The sequence below is a fragment of the Sphaerisporangium perillae genome, from assembly GCF_023276435.1.
GTDB lineage: Bacteria > Actinomycetota > Actinomycetes > Streptosporangiales > Streptosporangiaceae > Sphaerisporangium > Sphaerisporangium perillae.
On the sequence record NZ_JALLPO010000001.1, the window covers coordinates 341601 to 364259 of the forward strand.

Genomic DNA, 22659 nt, shown 5'->3' on the forward strand with positions numbered 1-22659 from the left:
CCTCCGTCGACGCGGACGGCGCGGCTAGGGTCTCAGGCCTGCCGGCCGGGCCGGACGGTCAGGCGGCCGGGGCGCGGTCAGGCGGCGCTCGCGCCCGCGGGATGCTCGGCGGGGGTATGGGCCGGGTTGACGATCAAGAGGTGCGAGCGGGTGTGCCGTCCCAGTTCGCGGCTCGCGCTGGCGTCCATCAGGGCGGCGATGCCCCCGTGGGTCGGGGCGCCGATCACGATGACGCTCGCCCCGATCTGGTTGGCGTGCTCGGCGACCAGGCGCCCGGCCCCGCCGTGGTCGGTGGCGCCCAGCAGCACGTGGCCGACGGCGGGCACGTCGCTCGCCGCGAGCCGCTCCAGGTGACGCCGCATGGTCGCGCGTGCCGCGTCCAGGCTTTCGCCGTCCGCCGCGCCTTCGGGGGTCACGGCGGCCTCAGCGGCGTGCAGGAGGTGGACCGGCCGCCCGCTCAGCCCCGCCAGCCGGGCCGCGGCCGCCGTCACCCGCTCGGCGGCGGGGGAGTCGTCGATGGCGGCCACGATCGGCGCCCCGGTCCCGCCACGGGTGGCGGCTCCGTCGCCGTTCAAGGTGACCAGGATCGCGCGCGGGTCGGCGGCGCCGGCCGGCTCGCCGGTTCCGGTGGCCTGCACCCGCTCGGCCTCGGCCAGGTGGCCGTGCGCCGTGGACAGGATCACGATGCCCAGCACCAGCGCTCCGGCGCCGATGTAGAAGGGGACGTGGATGTTGGTGTGCTCGACGAGCTTGCCCGCCGCGAACGGAGCGAGGCCGCCGCCGATGAAGCGCACGAACCCGTAGGCCGCCGACGCGACCGGCCGCTCGACCGGGGAGACGGTCATGACGGCCTGCGTGGTGACGGTGTTGTTCACGCCGATGAAGACGCCCGCCACGATGACCGCGGCGATGAGCACGGGCGGGTGCGTCGTCCAGATGGCGATGACGAGCACGGTCACCGCGAACAGGGCGAGGTTGGCGTACAGGGTGCGGGCGATGCCGAAGCGGCTCTGCAGCCACGGGGCGCCGAACACCGCGAAGAAGGCCACGAGAAGGCCCCAGCCGGTGAAGACGAAGCCGAGCTGGATGGCATCGAGCTCCATCGGGAACGGCGCGTAGCCGAGCACGGTGAAGAACGCCCAGTTGTAGCAGAGCGCGGTCAGCGACATCGTCAGCAGGCCGCGGTGCTTGAGCGCGCGCAGCGGGTCCATCAGGCTGGTCATGCGCGCGGGGCGTGGTGTGGGCTCCACCAGCACGGCGGTGGCGATCATGGCGATGGCCATCAGCGCCGCGACCCCGTAGAACGGGCCGCGCCAGCTGACGTGGCCGAGCAGGCCGCCGAGCAGCGGGCCGACCGCGATGCCGAGGCCGAGCGCGGCCTCGTACAGGATGATCGCGCCCGCGAAGCCGCCGCTGGCGGAGGCGACGATCACGGCGAGCGAGGTGGCGATGAACAGCGCGTTCCCGATGCCCCATCCCGCGCGGAAACCGACGATCGCCCCGATGCTGGGTGAGGCCCCGGCGAGCGCGCTGAAGACCACGATGATCGCCAGGCCGGCCAGCAGCGTGTACTTGGCGCCGATGCGGCTGGACACCCAGCCGGTGACCAGCATGGCGACCGCGGTGACGACCAGATAGCTCGTGAACAGCAGGGTGACCTGGCTCGGGGTCGCGTTCAGCTCGTGGGAGATCGCGGGCAGGATCGGGTCGACCAGACCGATGCCCATGAACGAGACCACGCAGGCGAAGGCGACGGCGAACACCGCCTTCGGCTGCTTGAACGGGCTCGCGCCCGCGCTCGTGCCGGTTGGGTGACCACTCATCAATGGCTCCATCTCGGGGGTAACTGGGGGTGCGGGGCCTGACGGCTCGCGGTGAGTCAGAGGGCGTGCTGGGTGGCGGGCCGCTCGTCGGACAGCAGGCGCGTCAGGCTGTCGATGGCGGGCAGCGCCGCGACGAGGGCCGCCCGCTCGGCCTCGCCGAGCCTGCCCAGCAGCCGGGTGAGCGCGTCGGCGCGGGCGCGGCGGCGCGCGGCGAGCGCGGCCTCCCCGGCCTCGGTGATGTGCACCCGCACGACCCGCCGGTCGTCCGGATCGCCCGCGCGCGCCACCAGGCCGGCCTCCTGCAGGCGGGAGACGAGCTGGGTCATCGCCGGCTGGGTCACGCCCTCGTGCGCGGCCAGATCCGTCAGCCGGGAGGGCCCTGAGCGGGAGAGGGTGGCCAGCGTCGCCGCCGAGGTGAGCGAGAGCTCGCCTTGGGTGGTCAGCCGCAGGACCAGGCGCGTGAGCCGTTCCAGCGACGAGGTGACCTCTGTGACGGGGAAGTCACGTGTGCTCACCGTGGTCGGTAAATCCATAAGCAACTTATATCAGCGCATTATGTATATGTCCACGGAGGGGTGGTGATGAGGCTCCTGGTGGTCAACGGGGAGATCGCCCTTCGTGCGGCGCTCCGTATCGCATGTCCCGGGCGTTCGAGGGCGGGATCGCCTTCTGATCGGCGTCTCCGGCCGTTATCATCCCGACAGATCTGACATATCGGGCGGAGCGGGCATAGGCAAACGGTAGCGAAGGATGCTGATCCGGCAGAGTCTCCGTACGGTAGAGATCATGGCCGGGGGCACGCGACAGGACGGGCGATTGTGCGGTACGACGGGAGAGGTGGCGGAGCCTCCTCGCACTACCATCTCGACTGCCCGGGATCCCAATGGTGCGCTCGGCACCGGAACGGTGGAGATGGACGGTTCTGAGCGCCGGCGGCTGCCCCCGGGCCTGCGCCGGTTGTTCCACGACGGCGGCGGCGGGCGGACCCTCTCGGTCGACCTCCCGCCCGGAGCGGTGGTGTGGCCCGACCCCACCTATGTCCGCCTCCCCACGCCCCGGCGGCCCGCGTTCTGGCTGAGCCAGGCCCCGGTGACCGGGGCCCTCTACGCCCGGCTGCGGGCCGACCACCCCCGCTCCGGGCTGTGGCCCGTGCTGCTCGAGGATTCCGTCCAGCCGTGGTCGGTCGGGCAGATCGCCCCCGACGCCGCCGCCGAGATCGACAACTACAACGTGGCCGCCTTCATGGACGAGGTGTGGGCCGACTGGGTCGAGCGGGCCGCGGAGGACCAGATCGAGATCCTCGACCCGTTCGGCCCCCACTGCCCGGGGCCCGCCGAGCCCGGGGAGCCGAGAGCCGACCCCGGCGCCCTCGCCGACCGGTACGCCGCCATGCTGTCCGAGCAGGGGATGCCCGTCGGCCTGGCGGCGGTCGATCGCGGCGCGGACGCCCTCGCCGTCATGGGCTGGCAGGGCGCGCTGCACCACAACGAGTGGAACGTCCCCCTCGCCGCCGTGGTGCGGAGCTGGGAGGACCGCTTCGGCGCCCGGCTCGTCGGCCTGGGGTTCAACACGCTGGACCTCAGCGTGGCCGCGCCCCCGGTCACCGAGCAGCACGCCCTGCACGTCGCCGCCGAGCACTGGGCCTTCTGCCCCGACGCCATCATCCAGGGCGCGGGCACCCTGATCGACTACGCGGAACAGATCCGCGGCAGGCAGAGCTGGTCCTTCTGGTGGGACTGACCTCCCTGGGACACGCCCGCCGGCGGGCGTGACGGCCGGACGCGAGCCGGTTCGGCCGTGGGAGGCCCGCAACCGGATTTTCGGACACAGAAGGCGAACGCCTGCTTGCCAAGCGTTGTCAGGAGAGGTCAGGACACCGGTAGGAAGAGGGGGGACGAGTCGTGAGATGATGTGCCCGTGCTTCGCCGGGTCCGGGCCTGAATCGGAGGCGGAGTGCACGACACCGCCGTCCGGCGGGCGGTCACGCACGCGCATGTGCGAGGCTGAGTGGTTGCCCGTCAAACAGCAGGAGGTCCGCATGACTGCCGACGCACCGGAGCCCGCGACCGAAATCTCGGAGGCCGAAACTCCGGCCGCCGAAACCCCGGAAGACGAGTTGAAGCGCAAGTTCCGTGAGGCCCTGGACCGCAAGCGCCAGACGCAGGCGGAGTCGAACGCCTCTGGCCGCGGCAATGACGCCTCCAAGATCCATGGCGCTCACGGTCCCGCCGCCAGCAAGCGCTCGTTCCGCCGCAAGAGCGGTGGCTGAGCCGCGCCGCCCCACCGCACGATGAACGGCCGTTCAGGCCCCACGTCGGCGGAACGCCAGAGGCCCCTGGCCGCCGGGGAACGGTAGCCGGGGCGCCTCAGCCGCCCAGGGGCGTGACGGCGTCGCCGACGTGGATCTCGCCCGGGGCCTCCGGGATCAGGCGGATGCCGAAGAACACCTTCCCGTGCCATTTACGATGCCGGGAGAGGGTACGGATCGGCTCCTTGCCCGTGGTGAAGGTCTCCAGGTCGATGGTGGTGAGCCCACGATACCGTCCGGGTTTTGGGAGCGCTCCCAGGGAGCGCCGGCTGTGGATGTGACAGATGGGGAAGCCGGGACGATTGTGCCCGTTGACCGGGGTTGATGCCGGGTTTCCGACACACCGGCCACCCTGCGAGCCCGAAACCGGGAAACAATCTTGTCGTGAGTGATTCACATCACTGACTTATTGTCGTAATCTCTGTGGGAGCGCTCCCACTAAGGAGTTCCCGGTGTCGACCACCTTCCGCGCGAACTGCACGACCGGATCGGACGTGCTCGGCTGCCTCCCCCTGCGGACGGCCGAGTGGATCCTGTCCGCCGAAGCCGAGAGTGTCGGCGCGGCGCGCGTGCTGGTCTGCCAGGAACTGCGGCAGTGGGGCGCCGGAGAGCTCGCCGACGACTGCTCGCTGATCGTCAGCGAGCTCGTGACGAACGCCGTCCAGCACGGCGGCACCGCGTTCTCGCTCCGGCTCGGCAGCGACGGGTCGTGGGTGTACGGCGAGGTCTTCGACGCCGGCGACGGGCTGCCCCGCACGGGCTCCGGCGACCTGGACGCCACCGGAGGCCGGGGGCTCCTGATCGTGGGCACGCTCGCCGACGACTGGGGCGTCGTCCAGGCGGACGGCGGCGGGAAGGTCGTCTGGTTCGTCGCCGGGCTCGGCGGCGATCCCATGAGCTGACCTCGCGGTTCGGGGGTCTGTGAGGTCCCGTCGAGGCGCGGTGATCACCGGGCGGTGCGTGCCTCGACGATCCGGTACGGCTTGCGCCGAAAGCGTAGCCCGCCCTTAGGGGCAAGCCGTACCGGGACAAAACCGCCTCAGCGGAAGGCGTCCAGGCCGGTGAGGGCCCGGCCCAGGGTGAGCGCGTGGACCTCCTCGGTCCCCTCATAGGTGGCGACGGTCTCGAGGTTCACCATGTGGCGCATCACCGGATACTCCAGGGTGATGCCGTTGGCGCCGTGGATGCCGCGCGCGGTGGCCGCCACCCGCTGCGCCGCGCGGACGTTCGCGAGCTTGCCGAAGCTGATGTGCGCGTGGTGGGCGAGCCCGGCGTCCTTGAGTCGCCCGATGCGCAGGGCGGTCATCATGGCATGGTTGACGTCGATGAGCATGTCGGCGAGCTTGCGCTGGGTGAGCTGGAACCCGGCGATCGGCCGGTCGAACTGGACGCGGCTCTTGGAGTAGTCGATCGAGGCCAGCAGGCAGGCCCTGGCCGCGCCCGCGACTCCCCAGACGATGCCGTACCGCGCCTCCGACAGGCAGGACAGCGGCGCCTTCAGCCCCTGCGCGCCCGGCAGGAGCGCCTCCTTGGGCAGCCGCACCCCGTCGAGGACCAGCTCGGAGGTGATCGAAGCGCGGAGCGACAGCTTCTTGTGGATCACGTTGGCGGAGAACCCAGGGGTCGACGTGGGCACCAGGAAACCGCGGATGCCCTCGTCGGTCCTGGCCCACACGACGGCCGCATCGGCGACCGACCCGTTGGTGATCCACATCTTGGTGCCGTCGAGCACCCAGTCGTCGCCGTCGCGGCGGGCGCGGGTGCGCATCGAGCCGGGGTCGCTGCCGGAGTCCGGCTCGGTCAGCCCGAAGCAGCCGAGGGCCTCGCCGGTCGCCATGCGCGGCAGCCACTCGTCCTTCTGCTCGTCGGTCCCGTACTTGTGGATCGCGGTCATCGCCAGCGACCCCTGCACCGAGACGAAGCTGCGCAGCCCGCTGTCCACGGCCTCCAGCTCGCGGCAGGCCAGCCCGTAGCTCACGGCGTTGGTACCGGCGCAGCCGTACCCGGAAAGATGCATGCCGAACACGCCCAGCTTGCCGAGCCCTCTGGCCAGGGCGCGCGGGTCGGGGATCGTACCGGCGTCGAACCAGTCGGCGACGTGGGGGAGGAGCTCGGTGCTCCCGTAGTCGCGTACCGCATCGCGGATCGCGCGCTCCTCGTCGGACAGGTCACGGTCGACGTCGAGAAAGTCATGAGGGTTCATGTGCGGTCACCGTCACGGGGTCGCGGAGGTGCTCGTTGCGGACGCTCCTGTTACCCAGCACCCAATCACAACCCCTCACCGCACTCGAAACGTCCCCGGCGTGAACGGGCGCCGCGGCGGTTCCCACCGCGCCCGCCCTCACGGGCGCACGCCGGTCGGGAGAGCCTCAGTCGAGGTCCTGGCGGCGCTTGGCCCGCGGGCTGAGGCGTTTGAGGGCGCGGTCGAAGGCGCTGCCGAAGGGGTTCTCCTGCACGAGGTAGGTCCAGGTGGCCGTCGGGCGCTTGAGACCGCTCTCCAGCGGGTCGAGGCCGTCCGTGGTGATCGTCGCCGTCTCGAACGTCTTCACCGAGCGCCGCTCGACCTCTTCCAGGAGGTTCCGGTACGCCGCGACCCCCTCGCGGTGGAACTCGTCCAGGGGCGCGAGCTTGTGGCCGAGAGCCCGCAGGTGGATGCCTTCCCGGATGTCGGACATGAAGCCGAGGTGCTCGGTCCAGCAGCGGTCGAGGTGGAACAGGACGATCTGGCGGGCCGCCTCCTTGAGCACGGGCTCGTCCACGTCGGCGGCGAGCCCGTTCCAGCGGCCGGGGGCCGCCTTGGCGAGGGCGTCGGCGGCGGCGTCGCCCCGCAGCACCTTGTCGCGCTGCTCGAGCACGAGATCGCGCTGGCGCTCGAGGAGCCGGGTGTAGCGCCAGGTGTTGCGGTGGATCTCCAGATGGGTGCCCTCGGCGACACGCTGGGCGTGGCCGACGACGTACGCGGCCCGCTTGTGGCGCACGACGCCGTCGTCACCGGCGGCGGGAAGCGGCTCGTCCGGGGCGTAGTGGGTGATCAGCGCGTCTTCGAGGCTCACGAGGAACACCGACCCGCCCGGGTCGCCCTGGCGGCCGGCGCGTCCCCTGAGCTGGTCGTCCAGGCGGCTGCTCGCGTGCCTGCCCGAGCCGATGACGTACAGGCCGCCGAGCTCGGCGACCCCTTCGCCGAGGCGGATGTCGGTGCCGCGCCCGGCCATCTGCGTGGACACGGTGATCGCCGCCCGCTCGCCGGCGCGCGAGATGATCGCGGCCTCCTCGGCGTCGTTCTTGGCGTTGAGCACGACGCAGTCGAGGCCTTTGCCCCCCAGGTCGAGCGCGAGGCGCTCGGACTCGGACACGTCCAGCGTGCCGACCAGGATCGGGCGGCCCGTGGCGTGGACGCGGGCGATCTCGGTGGCGAGCGCCCGCTCCTTGTCGGCGACCGTGCCGTACACGCGGTCGGGTTCGTCGACGCGGACGCAGGGCTTGTTGGAGGGGATGACGGCGACCTTCAGGCCGTAGAACTCCCTGAGCTGCTCCTCGACCGCCACCGCCGTGCCGGTCATGCCGCATATTTCGGGGTATCGGCGGATGAGGCTCTGGACGGTGATCGAGTCGAGGATCTCGCCGGTCTCGCTCGCGGGCAGGGCCTCCTTGGCCTCGACCGCCGCCTGGAGGCCGTCCGGCCAGCGCTGCAGGGTCGCCACGCGGCCGCGCGACTGGCTGACCAGCTGGATGCGCCCGTCACGGACGAGGTAGTCGACGTCGCGGGTCAGCAGGGCGTGGGCGTGCAGGGCGAGGTTGATCCGGGTCAGCACGTCCGGGGCCTCGTACAGGTTGATGCCGCCCAGGGCCTTCTCGACCGCGTCGGTGCCCTTGGCGGTGAGGAAGACGTTGCGCCCCTGGTCGTCCAGCTCGTAGTGGTAGCCGCGGGAGAGCCGCCGGACCAGCTCGGCGGTCTCCGGCGCGTCGGCCCCGGGGTCGGCGGCGCCGGCGAGCACCAGCGGGACGCGCGCCTCGTCGACCAGCACGGAGTCGGCCTCGTCGATCAGCGCCACGGACGGCTCGGGGACGACGAGGTCGCCGGCGGAGGTCGCGATGCGGTCGCGCAGCACGTCGAAGCCGATCTCGCTGACCGAGCCGTAGGTGACGTCCTTGGCGTACGCCTCCCTGCGCTCCTCGCGCGTCGAGGACTGCCCGATCCAGCCCACGGACACGCCGAGGGCCTCGTAGAGAGGCCCCATCCACTCGGCGTCACGCCGGGCCAGGTAGTCGTTCACGGAGATCACGTGGACGCGCTTGCCCCGCAGCGCGTGCCCCGCGGCGGCGATCGCGCCCGACAGGGTCTTGCCCTCGCCGGTGGCCATCTCGGCGACCTGCCCGGACAGCAGGGCGAGGGCGCCGGCGAGCTGGACGTCGAAGGGGCGCATGTCGAGGGTGCGGCGGGCGGCCTCTCGGGCGATCGCGCAGAACTCGGCCAGATCGTCCATGCGAGGACGCGGCAGGTCGGTCAGCGCGCCAATGCGCTCTTCATGGCCACCCGCCTGGGCGGCCAGGCGCTGAAAGGGGCCGATGTTGGCACTTCCCGGACGATCCAGGATATTTCTCACAAATCGCGATATCGAGGGCACGTCACCTCCAACGCCTCCAACTGTAACGGCGTTCCGCTCGTGATCGTCTCAGCCACTGTGCGCCGGGACGTCCTGCCGGGCCGACGCCGCGCGATTGGACAGCGGGATCTCCTTGACGAAGAAGGAGAGCACGAGACCGGCCACGACGATCGGCGCCACGTACAGGAAGATCGGTGGCAGAGCCTGCGCGTAGGCCCGCACGATGACCTGGCGCACTGGCGCGGGCAACTGGTGGACCATCTGCGGGGTGATCGCGTTGACGCTCCGCACCGGCAGCCGGGCCCCGCTCGCCATGAGCGCGTCCGACAGGCGGTGGGTGAAGATCGAGCCGACCAGCGACGTGCCGAGGGAGGCGCCGGTCTGCCGGAAGTAGTTCACCGCGGAGGTGGCCGTGCCCACGTCGCGGTACTCGACGGAGTTCTGCACGATCAGCACGAGCGTCTGCATGACCAGGCCGAGGCCGAACCCGGTCACGAACATGTACAGCGCGTTGAGCACCATCGAGGAGTCGGCGGTCATCCGCGACAGCAGCGCCAGGCCGACCGCCATCACCGCCATGCCGGCGATCGGGAAGATCCGGTACCGCCCGGTCGCCGAGATGATCCGCCCCGACCCGATCGAGGTGATCGTCATGCCGGCGACCATCGGCAGCATCAGCAGCCCCGACTGCGTGGCGCTCGCCCCGTTCACCATCTGCAGGAACGTCGGCAGGTACGCGATCGCGGCGAACATGCCGACGCCGACGAACACCGCGATCGCGGCGGGAAGGACGAACAGGTTCTCGCGGAACAGGTGCAGCGGGATGATCGGCTCGGCCGCCACCCGCTCGGCCAGCACGAAGCCCACGGCGAGGACCACCGCGCCGGCCGCGAGGGCGATGATCACGGGCGAGCCCCAGTCGTACTGGGTGCCGCCCCAGCTCGTGACCAGCACGACGCAGGTGGAGGTGCCCGCGAGCAGCGCCGTGCCGAGGACGTCGAGCTTCGGCCGCGCCGTCGGCTTCGGCAGCCGCAGCACGACGGCGGTGACGGCCAGCGCGAGCAGCCCGAGCGGCAGGTTGACGTAGAAGCACCAGCGCCAGCTCGCGTGGTCGGTGAAGAAACCGCCGATGAGCGGGCCGATGACCGACGACAGACCCCACACCGCGCCGATGACGCCGACGTAGCGGCCGCGCTCGCGCGGGGAGACCAGGTCGGCCACGATCGCCTGCACGCCGATCATGAGCCCGCCGCCTCCGAGGCCCTGCAGGGCGCGGAAGCCGATCAGCTCCGGCATGTTCCGCGCCATGCCGCAGAGCACCGACCCCACCAGGAAGATCACGATGGCGGCCTGGAAGACGATCTTGCGACCGAGCAGGTCGCCCAGCTTGCCGTAGATCGGCAGGCCGATGGTCGAGGCCAGGATGTAGGCGGTGACGATCCAGCCGATGTGCTCAAGGCCCTTCAGGTCGCCGACGATCGTCGGCAGGGCGGTGGACACGATCGTCTGGTCGAGTGCCGCCAGCAGCAGGGCCACCATCAGGCCCGCGAAGACCAGGCGGACCTGCCGGCGGTTCAGCCTCGCTCCATCGGCGCTCATCCACGGCACCTTCCTTGTAGGGGCCGGACGGTTCCATCCAGCGTACGCAGGGACAGACCTTCGTACCCGGCTTCGCCCCGGTCGCACCGAACCATGGAACGACCAGGGCGAGGCCCCGCCGATCGCTACGCGTACTTGCCCGCCCGCGAGTCCCCGCGTGACTCACCGAGGGCGAGGAGCGCCACCGAGGCCAGCAGGACGGCCGTGCCCGCCGCCGATGCGGCCGTCAGGCGCTCGCCGAGCAGCAGGACGCCGATCGCCGTGGCCCCCGCCGGTTCCAGCAGCGCCACCACCGAGGCCGTCGTCGCCCGCACCGACGACAGCCCGGTGAAGAACAGGCCGTAGGCCAGGGCCGTCGGCATCGCGCCGAGGTAGCCGAGCAGCGCCACCGTCGCCACCTCGCCGCCGCTCGGCAGCAGTCCCTCGACCACGGCCAGCGGCAGCAGCAGCACCCCGCCGGCGGCGAACCCCCACATGGCCGTCCCGTACGCCTCCCGCACAGCCCCGGCCCGCTCCGCGACGGGGGCGGGCTGCGTGGAGGCGTCCGGACGCGCCGACGCGCGGGAGTGGAGGGTGACCCCGGCGTAGGCGACGGCGGACAGCAGCGCGAGGCCCGCGCCGGTCGCCGAGACGGCCGAGGGGCCTCCCACCAGCAGCAGCAGACCGGTGAGGGCCAGCACCATGCCGGCCGCGCCCGTACGGCCGAGCCTCTCGGCGAGCGCGAGCCGCGCCCCGAGGGCAACCAGCGCGGGGCTGGCTCCGAGCGTGATCACGGTCGCCACGGCGACCCCGCTCGCGGCGACCGCGGCGAAGTAGGCGGCCTGCGAGATCGCCAGCCCGGCGCCGACGGTGAGCAGACCGCTCCACCGCGGGCGCCACCCGCCGAGCCGCAGCAGCCGGGCGGCGCCGAACAGCAGGCCGGCGCCGAAGACGAATCGCCAGAAGGAGACCGCCACCGGGCCGAGGCCGCTGAGCCGGTACAGAAGCGCCGCCGCGGGGCCGCCCGTGCCCCAGATGGTGGCGGCGATGGTGACGTACAGCATGCCTCGCCGTACGGAGACGTGCGTCATGAACTCTCTCCAGAGGGGTGGTAGCGAAGAAGGGCCCAGAACGCGGGCAGCCGCCACCCACCGGACCGTCCAGGCCCGGATTCAAGGAGAGGAACCGCCCGCTAGTGGGCGGCGGGCGGAGAGATGATCAAAATCGGACGCATGGCCGCCAGCGTAGCGGCACTGGCCGGAAGCGGTGAATGTCGGCCTTCCCTTTCCCGGCGCGCGGAATAAGAGGATGTTCGATGGCGGGTATCTCGGCCACGGGAGGCGGGCATTGACGAAGGTCGTGTGCACGGCCGATGGCAGACGGCTCGCAGTCGAGGAAAAGGGGAAGCCCGCCGGGAGTGAAGGGCGCGGGGACGGCTTCGGAAGAGTCTTGCGTACCTGACAGCGGGTGACAGGTATGGCGTCCACGATGGACCCATGACGACGAAAGCCGCACTCATCGCAGTGACCATCGACTGTGCCGAGCCGAAGAAGCTCGCCGAGTTCTATTCCGCGATCACCGGGTTCGAGGTGCAGTACGCCGAGGACGAGTACGCCGGCATCGGCGACGGGACGACCAGCATCTACTTCGCGCGGGTGCCCGAGCGCAAGCCCGCGGTGTGGCCGGGGCCGGACAAGCAGTTCCACCTCGACTTCCGCGTGCCGGATGTCGACAAGGCCGTACAGGAGTACATCGAACTGGGCGCCACCAAGCCCGACCACCAGCCCGGCCAGGGCTGGATCATCCTCGCCGACCCCGAGGGGCACGTCTTCTGCGTGTGCCCGGAACGATCCTGATCCGGGCACGCGTACCTTCCCGCCACGGGTGACCGGACCACGCGCAGCTAGCTATGCCTAGGGATGGCCGGACCGCGCGAACCATGGAGGGTGACCGGACCGCGTGCCTCGGGTGGCCGGGGTGCGTGGCGCCGGTGGTGGCGGCGTCTTCGGGGTGTCTTTGATTACGAGGCCGTTTCCGGGGAAGCGGAAGACGCCATGTGCGGCATCGTGAAACGCCCGTGGAGCAGTGGTCCGTGCCGTACGCGCACGGGTGAGGCCGCCGGGGGAGTGACCCCCTATAAAGGGGTAATAGGGGGAACGACGACCGCGTTCCTCACTTTTGTCCCTAAGCTGGCTGGGTGCGCCCACTGATGACCCCACACGTGCTCCCCGCTGCCCGCATGCTCCCGAGCGGCGGTCGCTCGTGATCTGGCTGGGCGTCTCGATCGCGCTGGTCGGCGCCCTCGGGTACGCGGGGGGCGCGGCGTTGCAGCAGTACGAGGCCGTCCACGGGGGCGCGAACCTCAAGCTCGTCAGGCGGCCGCGGTGGCTGATCGGCGGGGTCATCGGGCTGCTCGGCGCATCCTTGCACGCGGTGGCGCTGAGCTTCGCGCCCCTGGTGCTGATCCAGCCGGTGAGCGTGGCGACGCTCGTCTTCGCCGTGCCGCTGGCGGCGCTCCTGCACGGCAGGCGTCCCCACAAGGCCGAGGTGCTGGGCTCGGCCGCGGTGGCCGCAGGGCTGCTGGGGCTCATGCTGCTGATCCCGCAGAGCAATACGCGTCCCGTCCTGTCCACCCCGGCCGCGCTCGGCTTCCTGGCCGTGATCGGCGTGGTGGTCGCGGTGTGCCATCTCGGGGCGCGGCGCGCCCGCGGTCCGGGCAAGGCGCTGCTGCTCTCCATCGGCGCGGGGTCGGTGACGGCGTCGGTCTCCACGTTCGTCCGGGTCGTCGGGGGAGGGCTGGGTGGTGACCTGTCGCGGCTCGTCCACTGGTTCACGGCGGCCATCCCGGTGCTCCTGGTCTTCGCCATCGTGCTGCTCCAGAAGTCGTACGCGGTCGGCTACTTCGGGATCGCCTACGCGGGAGTGCAGGTGGTGGACCCGATCACCTCGGTGCTCGCGGGAACGGTCCTCCTCGGCGAGCCGCTGCCGACCGGCGTCGGGAACATCGTCCCGGCCCTCCTCTCGGCGGCGGTGCTGATCGCCGGGACGATCACTTTGAGCCGCCTCACCCCGGAGACCACCCAGGTGGCCGCCCCTCCCCACCCCGAGCTCCCCGTCCCCGTCCCCACCCGGGCAGCGGCCAGATAGGGACCGCCCGTCCGTATGCCGAGTTGCCTGTCCTCGTCCTCACACGGGTGGCCGCCAGGTGAACACGTCCTGGAACTGGCGCAGGGTGACGTCGTCGCCGAGGCGTCCGGCCAGTGACATGGCGGCCTCCCTGGCGCGTACGGCCAGCGGGTTGGACCACCGGGTCAGACGGCAGATGGTCCGCGACCTGCGCATGATCTTCGTGGTGCGGCCGAGCCGGGCCGCGGTGTAGGAGGGCAGATCGCCCGAGAGATGGGCGAGGACCACCGCGTCCTCGATCGCCTGGCAGGCGCCCTGCCCCATGTTGGGGGTCATCGCGTGCGCCGCGTCGCCGAGCAGGGCCACCTTGCCCGAGTGGAAGGCCGGCAGGGGAGCGGCCAGGCAGAAGATGTCATGCCTGAGGATCCTGTCCTCCTCCGCGGCCGCGATCAGCCGGGGGATCGGGTCGTGCCAGTCCCCGAACAGCCGCGCCAGCTCGCCCTTCCGCCCTCCGCCGCCCGCGTCCGCGCCGTTCGACGGAGTCGAGCCGTTGTCCAGAGTCGCTTGGTTCGGTGGAGTCGTGGGGTTCGCACGGTCCGCGCGGGTCCGGTGGGCGGGTGCGGTGGCGTAGCAGTACACCAGGCCGTCGGCGAGGGGCATGATCCCGAACACCTGGCCCGGCCCCCAGGACTCGCTGCCGCGTAGCTCGCCCTCGGGCCGCTCGACGACGGCCCGCCAGCTCGTCACCCCGGAGTGCACCGGCCCCGGATGCGCCGGGAAAAGGGCGCCGCGCACGGCCGAGTTGATGCCGTCGGCCGCCACCACCAGGTCGGCTTCCAGATCGCCGTCGTCGGTGGAGACCCGCCCGGTGTGCGGGTCGACGGCATGGACGGTCGTGCCGAGGCGCAGCGCCCCGGCGGGCAGCCGGCTCGCGAGCAGGTCGACCAGGGTGGCGCGGAGCAGTAGCACGGTGGGATCGCCGAACCGGGCCAGCGCGGCCTCGGCGCTCGTGCGTAGCAGCCACCGGCCGTCCGCCGCGCGCAGCCCGGCCTCCCCTTGCATCGCGGACAGCTCCCGCACCTTGTCGCCCACGCCGATCGTGTCGAGCGCCTTGAGCGCGTTGGGCGCGATGGCGATGCCGGAGCCGACGGGTTCCAGGGACCCGGCCCGCTCGCACACCGTCACCGACCAGCCTTGGCGCGAGAGAGCCGCCGCGGCGGTCAGGCCGCCGATCCCGCCGCCGATCACTACCGCATGGGACATGACCCCTCCTTCACTACACCTGTAGTTAGCTTACTACACGTGTAGTCTGGGCTCATGCGCAGGGAGGAGATCGTGGCGGAGGCGGCCATAACGCTGCTGGTCGAACGGGGGATGCGCGGTCTCACCCACCGCGCCGTGGACGAGGCGGCAGGGCTGCCCCTGGGGTCCACATCCAACCTCGCCCGCACCCGCGCGGCGCTTCTCGCCCTCACGCTCGCCCGGCTCACCGCTCTCGAGGAGGGATACTTCACCGCCATCCCGCAGAGCAGCGGTGGAGCAGACGCCTCCGTCGGCGGGGTGAGCGCGTCCATCGGTGATTTGAGCTCCGACAGAGGGGCGGCTGCATCGGGCAGAGAGGCGGGCGCGTCCGGCGGCGGGGTGGGTGGGCCTGGCGAGCTCGCCGATCTGATGGCAGGCCTGCTGCACCGACAGCTCACCGACGGCCGCCGCACCACGCTCGCCCGGTACGAGCTCGCCCTGGAGGCCACCCGCCGCCCGGAGCTCCGCGAGGTGTACGACCAGGCGGGGCGCCGCTTCCGCGAGGTGGCCATCGCCGTGCTGGCCGCGGCCGGCTCCCGCGACCCCGACCGGCATGGCAAGCAGCTCGTCGCCTTCGGCGAGGGGGTGCTCTTCGACGCGATCGCGGGCGCCGGCGCCGTCCCCACCTTGGAGGAACTGCGCAGCGGCATGCGCGAACTGCTCAGGGGCATGCTCTCCTGACCTCGCAAGGTCAGCGCGGACGGTCGGGTGTGCGGGGTTGTCGTGCGGGGGCGTTGGTTGTGGTGGTTCAGCGGGTGAGGGCGTGCTCTAGGCGGTCTCGGCATGCGGGCCACTCGTCGTCGAGGATGCCGAAGTGGACGGTGTCCCGCCAGGTGCCGTCGGGGCGTTGGCGGTGCCTGCGAAGTGTGCCCTCGTAGACGCCGCCGATGCGCCTGATGGCCTGCTGCGAGCGGGTGTTGAGCACGTCGGTCTTGAGCAGGACGCGGTTGTGGCCGAGCTTGTCGAAGGCGTGGCCGAGCAGGAGCAGCTTGCATTCGGTGTTCACGGCGGTCCGCCAGTAGGCCCTGCCGTACCAGGTCCAGCCGATCTCCAGGCTCTGGTCGAATGTCGGCACGTCGTGCAGGGTGCTCCACCCGATGGCGCGTTCGGTGTCCCTCAGGATGACCGAGAACGGCACGATGCCGGGGTTCTCGATCAGGGACTGGGCGATCCGCCGCATCTCCTCCTCGCTACGGGGGGTCGCCGCCGGCATCCAGCGCCATACTTCGTCGTCGTTCCCCCCTGCGGCGTACAGGTCGGTGAGGTGTTCCAGGCCGAGCGGCTCCAGCCGTACGACCCGGCCCGAGAGGGTGGTGGGTTCGGGCATCTTCGCGGTCATGATGGAAGTGTGGCCGGTGAAGTGGCCTGGGTGGCAGGACCACTGAACGGCCTTTCACGGCGACCACTTGTGCGGCGAGGCGGTGACCACCGATGGCGACAGGTTACGGGTTACGGATTGCCAGGAAGCCGAGGCCGGTGGTCGGTCACTTGCTCGGGAAGCCGGGGCCGGGGCGGGCCGCTTGGGCGGGGAGGTGAGGCTGGTGGTCGACAGGCATACCGTCCGGTCGGTACGCTCACCGTATCGGGATGATTGGGGAGCGCGATGCCGGCACATATCGACACCAGCCCGCCGGGACTCGACCTAGGCCGGCTCAAAGAGTATCTCGGCAGGCACGACCTCGCCGAGGGCGAGCTGGCCGCCGAGGTGATTCATGGCGGCAAGTCGAACCTTACCTATCTGGTGCGGGATGGCGAGCGCCGGTTCGTCGTACGCAGGCCGCCGCTCGGGCACGTCCTCGCCACGGCGCACGACATGGGCCGGGAGTACCGCGTCATGACCGCGCTCCGCGACACCGGCGTGCCCGTCCCGCGTACGTACCACCTCTGCGAAGACCCGGACATCATCGGGGCGCCGTTCTACGTCATGGAGTACGTCGAGGGCGGCCAGCCCCCGACGACGCCGGCCATCGAGGCCGAGCTCGCCGACATCCTCGCCCGGCTGCACGCCCTGGACCCCGCCGCCGTCGGGCTCGCAGACTTCGGCCGGCCGGAGGGCTTCCTGGAGCGGCAGGTCAAGCGGTGGAAGCGGCAGCTCGACGCCTCCCGCAGCCGGGACATCCCCGACATCGACCGGCTGTTCGACCGGCTGGCCGGCGCCGTGCCGGCCACGCAGCGCCACACGATCGTGCACGGCGACTACAAGCCCGGCAACACGCTGATCGCTGACGGGCACGTGCGCGCCGTCCTCGACTGGGAGATGTCCACGCTCGGCGACCCGCTCACCGACCTCGCCCTTTACCTGCTCTACGGCGACATGGCGGCCCTGGGCACCGGCCGGCCCTTCGAGACGAGCGGCCCCTCCCCGCTGGCGGAGCGGTACGCGCGCGGCGCCGGCCTCGACATCTCCCGGCTCGGCTGGTACGTCGGGCTCGCCTGTTTCAAGCTCGCGGTGATCTCCGAGGGCATCTACTTCCGCTACACCCAGGGCCTGACCGTCGGAGAGGGGTTCGCCCAGGTGGGCGAGCACGTCGCTCCGCTCGTGGCCCACGGCCTGCACACACTGGAGTCCCTGGAGGGCTGATGGAGTTCGGCTACGACAGCACCACAGAGGAGCTGCGCAAGCGGCTGCTGGAGTTCATGGACGAGTGCGTGTACCCGGCGGAGGAGGCTTTCGCGCTCCAAGCGGCCGAGAGCGGCTGGAGCGCCCCGCCCATCCTGGAGGATCTCAAGGACGAGGCGCGCGGGCGCGGCCTGTGGAACCTCTTCCTGCCGGGCGAGCACGGCGCGGGCCTGACCAACCTGCAGTACGCGCCCCTGGCCGAGATCATGGGCCGCAGCCCGCGCATCGCCCCGGCCGCCACCAACTGCGCCGCCCCCGACACCGGGAACATGGAGGTCCTCTCCATGTTCGGGAACGAGTGGCAGCGCACGACGTGGCTGGATCCGCTGCTCAACGGCGAGATCAGGTCGGCGTTCGCGATGACGGAGCCGGACGTCGCCTCCTCCGACGCGACCAACATCTCGACGTCGATCGTGCGCGACGGCGGCGAGTACGTCATCAACGGCCGCAAGTGGTTCGCCTCCGGCGCGATGGACCCGCGTTGCGCGATCTTCATCGTGATGGGGAAGACCTCCCAGGAGGGGTCGAAGCACCGGCAGCAGAGCATGGTGCTCGTCCCGCGCGACACCCCTGGGCTGACCGTCAAGCGGGGCATGCACGTCTTCGGGTACACCGACGGCGACCACGGTGGCCACGCCGAGGTGCTGTTCGAGGACGTCCGCGTCCCGGTGGACCATCTCATCGGCGAGGAGGGCGGCGGGTTCGCCATCGCCCAGGCGCGCCTGGGCCCCGGCCGCATCCACCACTGCATGCGCCTGATCGGCATGGCCGAGCGGGCGATCGAGCTCATGTGCGCGCGTGCCCTGTCCCGTACGGCGTTCGGCAAGCAGGTGGCCCGGCAGGGCGTGGTCCAGGACTGGATCGCCGAGTCGCGGGTCAGGGTGGAGCAGCTGCGGCTGCTGGTGCTCAAGACCGCCTGGCTGATGGACACCGTCGGCAACCAGGGCGCGCACACCGAGATCCAGGCCATCAAGATCGCCACCCCGGCGGCGGTGGAGTGGATCCTCGACAAGGCCATCCAGGTCCACGGGGCGGGCGGGGTCAGCCAGGACTTCCCGCTGGCCGGGCTGTGGGCGTCCGCCCGTGCGTTGCGGCTAGCCGACGGACCCGACGAGGTGCACAAGCGCTCCCTCGCGTATCGCGAGCTCAAGAAGCACATGCCCGCCGAGTGACATGCCGGCAGATCGGAAGGGACTTCTCGTGACAGTGGATGAGGCGGCGATCAAGGAACGGGTCCGCGCGTTCCTGGCGCGGCACGATCCCGCGGCGACCGAACCGCTGGACTTCCTGCGGGCGCGGTACGACGCCGGGCTGGCCTGGGTGCACTTCCCCGAGGGCCTCGGCGGTCTCGGTGCCCCCCGCGAGCTGCAGAACGTCGTGGAACGCGAGCTCGAAGGCACCCCGCAGCCCGAGCCCGGCAAGCTGGTCATCGGGCTCGGCATGGCGGCGCCCACGATCCTCGCCTTCGGCACCGAGGAGCAGAAGAAGCGCTTCCTGCGGCCCCTGTGGACCGGGGAGGAGATCTGGTGCCAGCTCTTCAGCGAGCCGGGCGCCGGATCCGACCTCGCCACCCTGGCCACCAGGGCGGTGCGCGACGGCGACGAGTGGATCGTGGACGGGCAGAAGGTCTGGACCTCCAGCGCCCACCACGCCCGCTGGGCCATCCTGGTCGCCCGCACCGATCCGGACGTCCCGAAGCATCGCGGCCTGACGTACTTCATCTGCGACATGAAGGCCCCTGGCGTCGACGTACGGCCGCTGCGTCAGATCACCGGCGAGGCGGAGTTCAACGAGGTCTTCCTCACCGGCGTGCGGCTGCCCGACACGCTGAGGCTGGGCACGGTCGGGGACGGCTGGCGGGTGGCCCAGACCACGCTGATGAGCGAGCGCGTCGCCATCGGCGGCTCGCCGACGCGGCGCGGCGGCGGCGCGATGAGCACCGTCGCGGACACCTGGCGGCAGCGTCCTGAGCTCCGCACCCACGACCTTCACCAGCGCCTCCTGCGGCTCTGGGTCGAGGCCGAGGTCACCCGGCTCGCCGGTGTGCGGCTGCGCGAGCAGCTCGCCGCCGGGGCGCCGGGACCGGAGGGCTCGGGCATGAAGCTCGCCTTCGCCCACCTGAACCAGGCGATCTCCGGCCTGGAGGTGGAGATGCTCCGTGAGGAGGGGCTCGCCTACGACGACTGGTCCTTCCGGCGGTCGGACACGGTCGACTTCTTCGGCCGGGGGGCGGGCTATCGCTACCTGCGCGCCAGGGGCAACTCGATCGAGGGCGGGACCTCCGAGATCCTGCGCAACATCATCGCCGAGCGCGTCCTCGGCCTGCCCTCCGAACCCCGCGTCGACAAGAACGTCCCCTGGAAGGACCTCCCACGATGACCCTCCTGTATTCCGAGGTCGAGGAGGAGCTGCGGGCGGCCGTCCGCGATCTGCTGGCCGACAGGTGCCCGCCGGCCACGGTGCTCGCCAGGGTCGAGAGCGCCTCTTCGTACGACGCCGACCTGTGGAAGGCGCTGGCCCGGGACATCGGGGCGGCCGGGCTGCTGATCCCCGAGGAGCTCGGCGGCGCGGGCGCGTCCGCGCGGGAGGCGGCGGTGGTGCTGGAGGAGCTCGGCCGCGCGGTCACGCCGGTGCCGTTCCTGACCAGCGCCGTCCTGGCGACGGGGGCGCTGGCCGGTTCGGGCTCCGGCGCCGCCCGCGACCTGCTCGCGGAGCTGGCGACCGGTGAGAGGACGGCGGCGCTCGCCGTGTCGTTCGCGGCCTCGCCGTACGCGCCGGCCGGTGGGACGTCCGGGGTGCGTGCCGAGGGAGGCAGGCTGACCGGCCGGGTCGCCGCCGTCGCGGGGGCCGATGCCGCGGACGTGCTGATCGTCCCCGCCTCCGGCGCGCTCTACGCCGTCGACGCGGCGGACGCGACCGTCGAGCCGGCCGTCTCGCTCGACCTCACCCGGCCGATCGCCGCCGTGACGTTCAGCGACGCACTGGGCCAGCCGGTCGCCGATGACCTCGCGTCGCTGCGCGCGGCGCTGGAACTCGGCGCGGGACTGCTGGCCTCCGAGCAGCTCGGAGTGGCCGAGTGGTGCCTGACCACGACCGTGGCCTACGTCAAGGAACGCCACCAGTTCGCCCGGCCGGTGGGCTCGTTCCAGGCGCTGAAGCACCGGCTCGCGGACCTGTGGATGGAGGTCGTCCAGGCGCGGGCCGCGGCGCGCGATGCCGCCGACGCGCTCGCGGGGGGCGGCGACGCCGCCACGGCGGTCGCCGTCGCGCAGGCATGGTGCGGGGAGGTCGCCGTGCACGCGGCGGAGGAGTGCCTGCAACTGCACGGCGGCATCGGGATGACCTGGGAGCATCCCGTACACCTCTACCTGAAGCGCGCCAAGGCCGATGAGATCGCGCTCGGGACGCCGGGCGACCACCGCGACGCCCTCGCTCATCTCGCCGACCTCCCCGGCCCGCCGGCCTCCTGAGGAGGGTTCGCGGTCCGGGGCTCCTGGCGGCGCACGCGCACACCCGCGCGCGTGCGCCGTCAGGGTCGCGCCGTCAGGGCCGGCGGCTCAGCGGCGGCGGCTCAAGGACCGAACCGCAAGGACCGAACCGCAAGGACCGACCTCAAGGGCGGAGTGAGGCCAGGAGGAGGTCGGCGAAGTGGCGGCCTACGTCGGCGCCCGAGAGCGGCCCGTCGGCGTGGAACCAGGTGCCGAGGTGGTGGACCGAGCCGAAGAAGAAGTCGACCACGAGGTCGGCCGGCACGTCGTCGCGGAACACCTTGGCTTGCTGGCCCTCGATCAGCAGGTCCCGGAAGCGCTCGTGGTAGCGGCGCCGCTCGGCCCGCACGGCCTTCTGCGTCTCGGGCGCGAGCTGGTGCATCGAGCGGAAGAAGATCTTGGAGTCGTCGAGGTTCTCGATCGTGGTGGCGATCACGTCCGCGGCGGCGGCGTGCATGCGCTCGGCGACCGGCCCCGGGGCGCCCGCGAACCTGGTGAGCCGTTCCATCTGCAGGCGGAGCACGCGGGCGTAGATCTCCTGGAGCAGATCATCCTTAGAGCCGAAATAGTGGTACATCGCGCCCTTGGTGACACCGGCGGCGGCCACGACCTCCTGTACCGATGTGCTCTCGAAGCCCTTCTCCGCGAACAGCCGTGTCGCCTCGGCCAGCAGCCGCTGCCGTACCGGCTCGTCGGGCTTCGCCCCGTCGTCGCCTGCTCTGTCCGGTGTCGCGGTGGCGATCAGCCGGGCTCCGTTGCGCGCCATCTCGCACGCCTCCCCTGGGTCTCGATGCCCCCCAGCATACCGACTGGTCGGTTAACGGACTGTGGCATCCCTGTCTTCCCGTGTGCTCTTTTACGGGGGATCGAGAAACTTCGCACACTCAAGCTATGTCGGGGGTGTGCTACTTCCGTAACCTTGGGAAAGTTGGAGCCCCGACTTGGGTATCCAGACGTAGTCGACTGAGCCCGAAATCGTGGGGGTTTCCGGTGCCCAATGGTTCCATCTACGTGCCGCAGGACGACAAGTTCAAGTGGGGCTCGCCATCGGTGATGTACGAGCTCCGGTGGCGCGAGACCAGGTCGGAGCGCCGCCGCCGGCGCCACGTCATGGCGGGTGCGGGATTCGTCCTCATCACCGCCCTCGCCTTCTACCGGTCCCTGCCGGTGCCCTTCCTCGTGGGGCTCCTCGGCGGCGGCGCGGTCTGGGTCGCCGACGCGTTCATCTCCTGGCGCATGTTCGAGGCCACGGCCGTCTGGCGCGGCAAGCGCAGCGGCGCGGCGCGCACCGGACGCCTGTTACGCCGAGGGCTCGGTCAGTACGGCTACCGCGTGCTCGACGGCCGGGCCGTACCGGGCAAGGCCTCCATCGACCACCTGGTCATCGGCCCCGGCGGGGTGTGGATCGTCGACAACGAGGCGTGGCCTCCCGACACCCACATCGCGGCGTACGGAGGCAAGCTCTTCTTCGGCGAGCGGTCCGGCACCTCGGTGGCCAAGGGGCTCGTGGACGCCGCCGCCACCATGGCGGATCTGCTGTCGCGCGAGTCCGGCATCCCCGTCGACATCACGCCCCTGCTCGTCGTGCACGGCGGTCGCGTCAAGGACCCCTCGGTGACCGCGGAGGGGCTGACGCTGTTCCTGCCCCGCAAGGCGGCCAGGTGGATCCTCGGCGACGCGTACGCCGAGCTGACCGAGGACGAGGTCGAGATCCTGGCCCGTACCGCCGCCCGCATCCTGCGCAGGATGACCTAGGCGGCGAGGCCGGCTCGCCGGCCGAAGTCCACGCGCGGCCCGGCCACCTGTCGTA

Annotated in this window: 20 protein-coding genes; 11 read left to right on the plus strand and 9 right to left on the minus strand. The window is 71.5% G+C overall.

Features of this window, described 5'->3' with window-relative positions:
* Positions 1–77: 77 nt before the first annotated feature.
* Positions 78–1823 carry an MFS transporter gene (locus MYF83_RS01595; RefSeq protein WP_248958306.1) on the minus strand — a complete coding sequence of 582 codons (1746 nt, stop codon included), beginning with the start codon at positions 1821–1823 and terminating at the stop codon, positions 78–80.
* Positions 1824–1879: 56 nt separating this feature from the next.
* Positions 1880–2338 (minus strand): MarR family winged helix-turn-helix transcriptional regulator, encoded by a 459-nt coding sequence (locus tag MYF83_RS01600; RefSeq protein WP_248958307.1) that lies wholly within the window; start codon positions 2336–2338, stop codon positions 1880–1882.
* Positions 2339–2735: 397 nt separating this feature from the next.
* Between MYF83_RS01600 and MYF83_RS01605 the strand changes: the two genes are divergently transcribed.
* The 3 genes from MYF83_RS01605 to MYF83_RS01615 all read left to right on the plus strand — a co-directional run bounded on the left by MYF83_RS01605 (position 2736) and on the right by MYF83_RS01615 (position 5033).
* Positions 2736–3563, plus strand: a complete 828-nt coding sequence (locus MYF83_RS01605) for a DUF4253 domain-containing protein (RefSeq protein WP_248958308.1) — start codon at positions 2736–2738, stop codon at positions 3561–3563.
* A gap of 298 nt (positions 3564–3861) precedes the next feature.
* Positions 3862–4092 (plus strand): DUF5302 domain-containing protein, encoded by a 231-nt coding sequence (locus tag MYF83_RS01610; protein WP_248958309.1) that lies wholly within the window; start codon positions 3862–3864, stop codon positions 4090–4092.
* A 491-nt stretch (positions 4093–4583) separates the two neighbouring features.
* The gene (locus MYF83_RS01615) at positions 4584–5033 is read left to right on the plus strand and encodes an ATP-binding protein (protein ID WP_248958310.1); all 450 of its coding nucleotides are present in this window, start codon (positions 4584–4586) and stop codon (positions 5031–5033) included.
* Between the two features lie 137 nt (positions 5034–5170).
* On the opposite strand, the gene MYF83_RS01620 is transcribed toward MYF83_RS01615, so the two are convergent.
* The 4 genes from MYF83_RS01620 to MYF83_RS01635 all read right to left on the minus strand — a co-directional run bounded on the left by MYF83_RS01620 (position 5171) and on the right by MYF83_RS01635 (position 11404).
* Positions 5171–6334, minus strand: coding sequence for an acyl-CoA dehydrogenase family protein (locus tag MYF83_RS01620; protein ID WP_248958311.1), 1164 nt, complete (start codon positions 6332–6334; stop codon positions 5171–5173).
* Positions 6335–6500: 166 nt separating this feature from the next.
* Entirely contained in the window at positions 6501–8747 is a 2247-nt protein-coding gene (gene secA2 / locus MYF83_RS01625) for an accessory Sec system translocase SecA2 (protein ID WP_443729287.1), read from the minus strand.
* A gap of 57 nt (positions 8748–8804) precedes the next feature.
* A complete protein-coding gene (locus tag MYF83_RS01630) occupies positions 8805–10334 on the minus strand; it encodes an MDR family MFS transporter (protein ID WP_248958313.1) in 1530 nt (509 codons plus the stop codon).
* Positions 10335–10459: 125 nt separating this feature from the next.
* Positions 10460–11404, minus strand: a complete 945-nt coding sequence (locus tag MYF83_RS01635; protein WP_248958314.1) for a DMT family transporter — start codon at positions 11402–11404, stop codon at positions 10460–10462.
* Between the two features lie 405 nt (positions 11405–11809).
* Here MYF83_RS01635 and MYF83_RS01640 point away from each other — a divergent pair, with 405 nt between their 5' ends.
* Positions 11810–12169: a VOC family protein gene (locus MYF83_RS01640; RefSeq protein WP_248958315.1), complete on the plus strand. Its 360-nt coding sequence runs from the start codon at positions 11810–11812 to the stop codon at positions 12167–12169.
* Positions 12170–12575: 406 nt separating this feature from the next.
* On the plus strand, positions 12576–13460 hold the full coding sequence (locus MYF83_RS01645) for a DMT family transporter (protein ID WP_248958316.1): 885 nt from the start codon (positions 12576–12578) through the stop codon (positions 13458–13460).
* Between the two features lie 39 nt (positions 13461–13499).
* Here the strand turns inward: MYF83_RS01645 and MYF83_RS01650 are convergent, their stop codons facing one another.
* On the minus strand, positions 13500–14702 hold the full coding sequence (locus MYF83_RS01650) for an FAD-dependent monooxygenase (RefSeq protein WP_248958317.1): 1203 nt from the start codon (positions 14700–14702) through the stop codon (positions 13500–13502).
* Positions 14703–14774: 72 nt separating this feature from the next.
* On the opposite strand from MYF83_RS01650, the gene MYF83_RS01655 reads away from it, so the two are divergent.
* A complete protein-coding gene (locus tag MYF83_RS01655) occupies positions 14775–15422 on the plus strand; it encodes a TetR/AcrR family transcriptional regulator (protein ID WP_308201381.1) in 648 nt (215 codons plus the stop codon).
* Positions 15423–15489: 67 nt separating this feature from the next.
* On the opposite strand, the gene MYF83_RS01660 is transcribed toward MYF83_RS01655, so the two are convergent.
* Positions 15490–16068, minus strand: a complete 579-nt coding sequence (locus MYF83_RS01660; RefSeq protein ID WP_248958319.1) for a GNAT family N-acetyltransferase — start codon at positions 16066–16068, stop codon at positions 15490–15492.
* Positions 16069–16344: 276 nt separating this feature from the next.
* On the opposite strand from MYF83_RS01660, the gene MYF83_RS01665 reads away from it, so the two are divergent.
* From MYF83_RS01665 to MYF83_RS01680, 4 genes are read left to right on the plus strand one after another with little or no spacing between them, the layout of a single operon-like run.
* Positions 16345–17322: a phosphotransferase family protein gene (locus tag MYF83_RS01665; protein WP_248958320.1), complete on the plus strand. Its 978-nt coding sequence runs from the start codon at positions 16345–16347 to the stop codon at positions 17320–17322.
* Positions 17322–18533: an acyl-CoA dehydrogenase family protein gene (locus MYF83_RS01670; RefSeq protein WP_248958321.1), complete on the plus strand. Its 1212-nt coding sequence runs from the start codon at positions 17322–17324 to the stop codon at positions 18531–18533. Before MYF83_RS01665 ends, MYF83_RS01670 begins: the two co-directional genes overlap by 1 nt.
* A gap of 1 nt (position 18534) precedes the next feature.
* Positions 18535–19740, plus strand: a complete 1206-nt coding sequence (locus tag MYF83_RS01675; protein ID WP_248958322.1) for an acyl-CoA dehydrogenase family protein — start codon at positions 18535–18537, stop codon at positions 19738–19740.
* Positions 19737–20831: an acyl-CoA dehydrogenase family protein gene (locus MYF83_RS01680; RefSeq protein WP_248958323.1), complete on the plus strand. Its 1095-nt coding sequence runs from the start codon at positions 19737–19739 to the stop codon at positions 20829–20831. Before MYF83_RS01675 ends, MYF83_RS01680 begins: the two co-directional genes overlap by 4 nt.
* Positions 20832–20973: 142 nt before the next feature.
* Here MYF83_RS01680 and MYF83_RS01685 read toward each other — a convergent pair whose 3' ends face one another.
* The gene (locus tag MYF83_RS01685) at positions 20974–21615 is read right to left on the minus strand and encodes a TetR/AcrR family transcriptional regulator (protein WP_248958324.1); all 642 of its coding nucleotides are present in this window, start codon (positions 21613–21615) and stop codon (positions 20974–20976) included.
* A gap of 224 nt (positions 21616–21839) precedes the next feature.
* On the opposite strand from MYF83_RS01685, the gene MYF83_RS01690 reads away from it, so the two are divergent.
* Positions 21840–22604, plus strand: coding sequence for a nuclease-related domain-containing protein (locus tag MYF83_RS01690; RefSeq protein WP_248958325.1), 765 nt, complete (start codon positions 21840–21842; stop codon positions 22602–22604).
* The last annotated feature ends 55 nt before the right edge of the window (positions 22605–22659 follow it).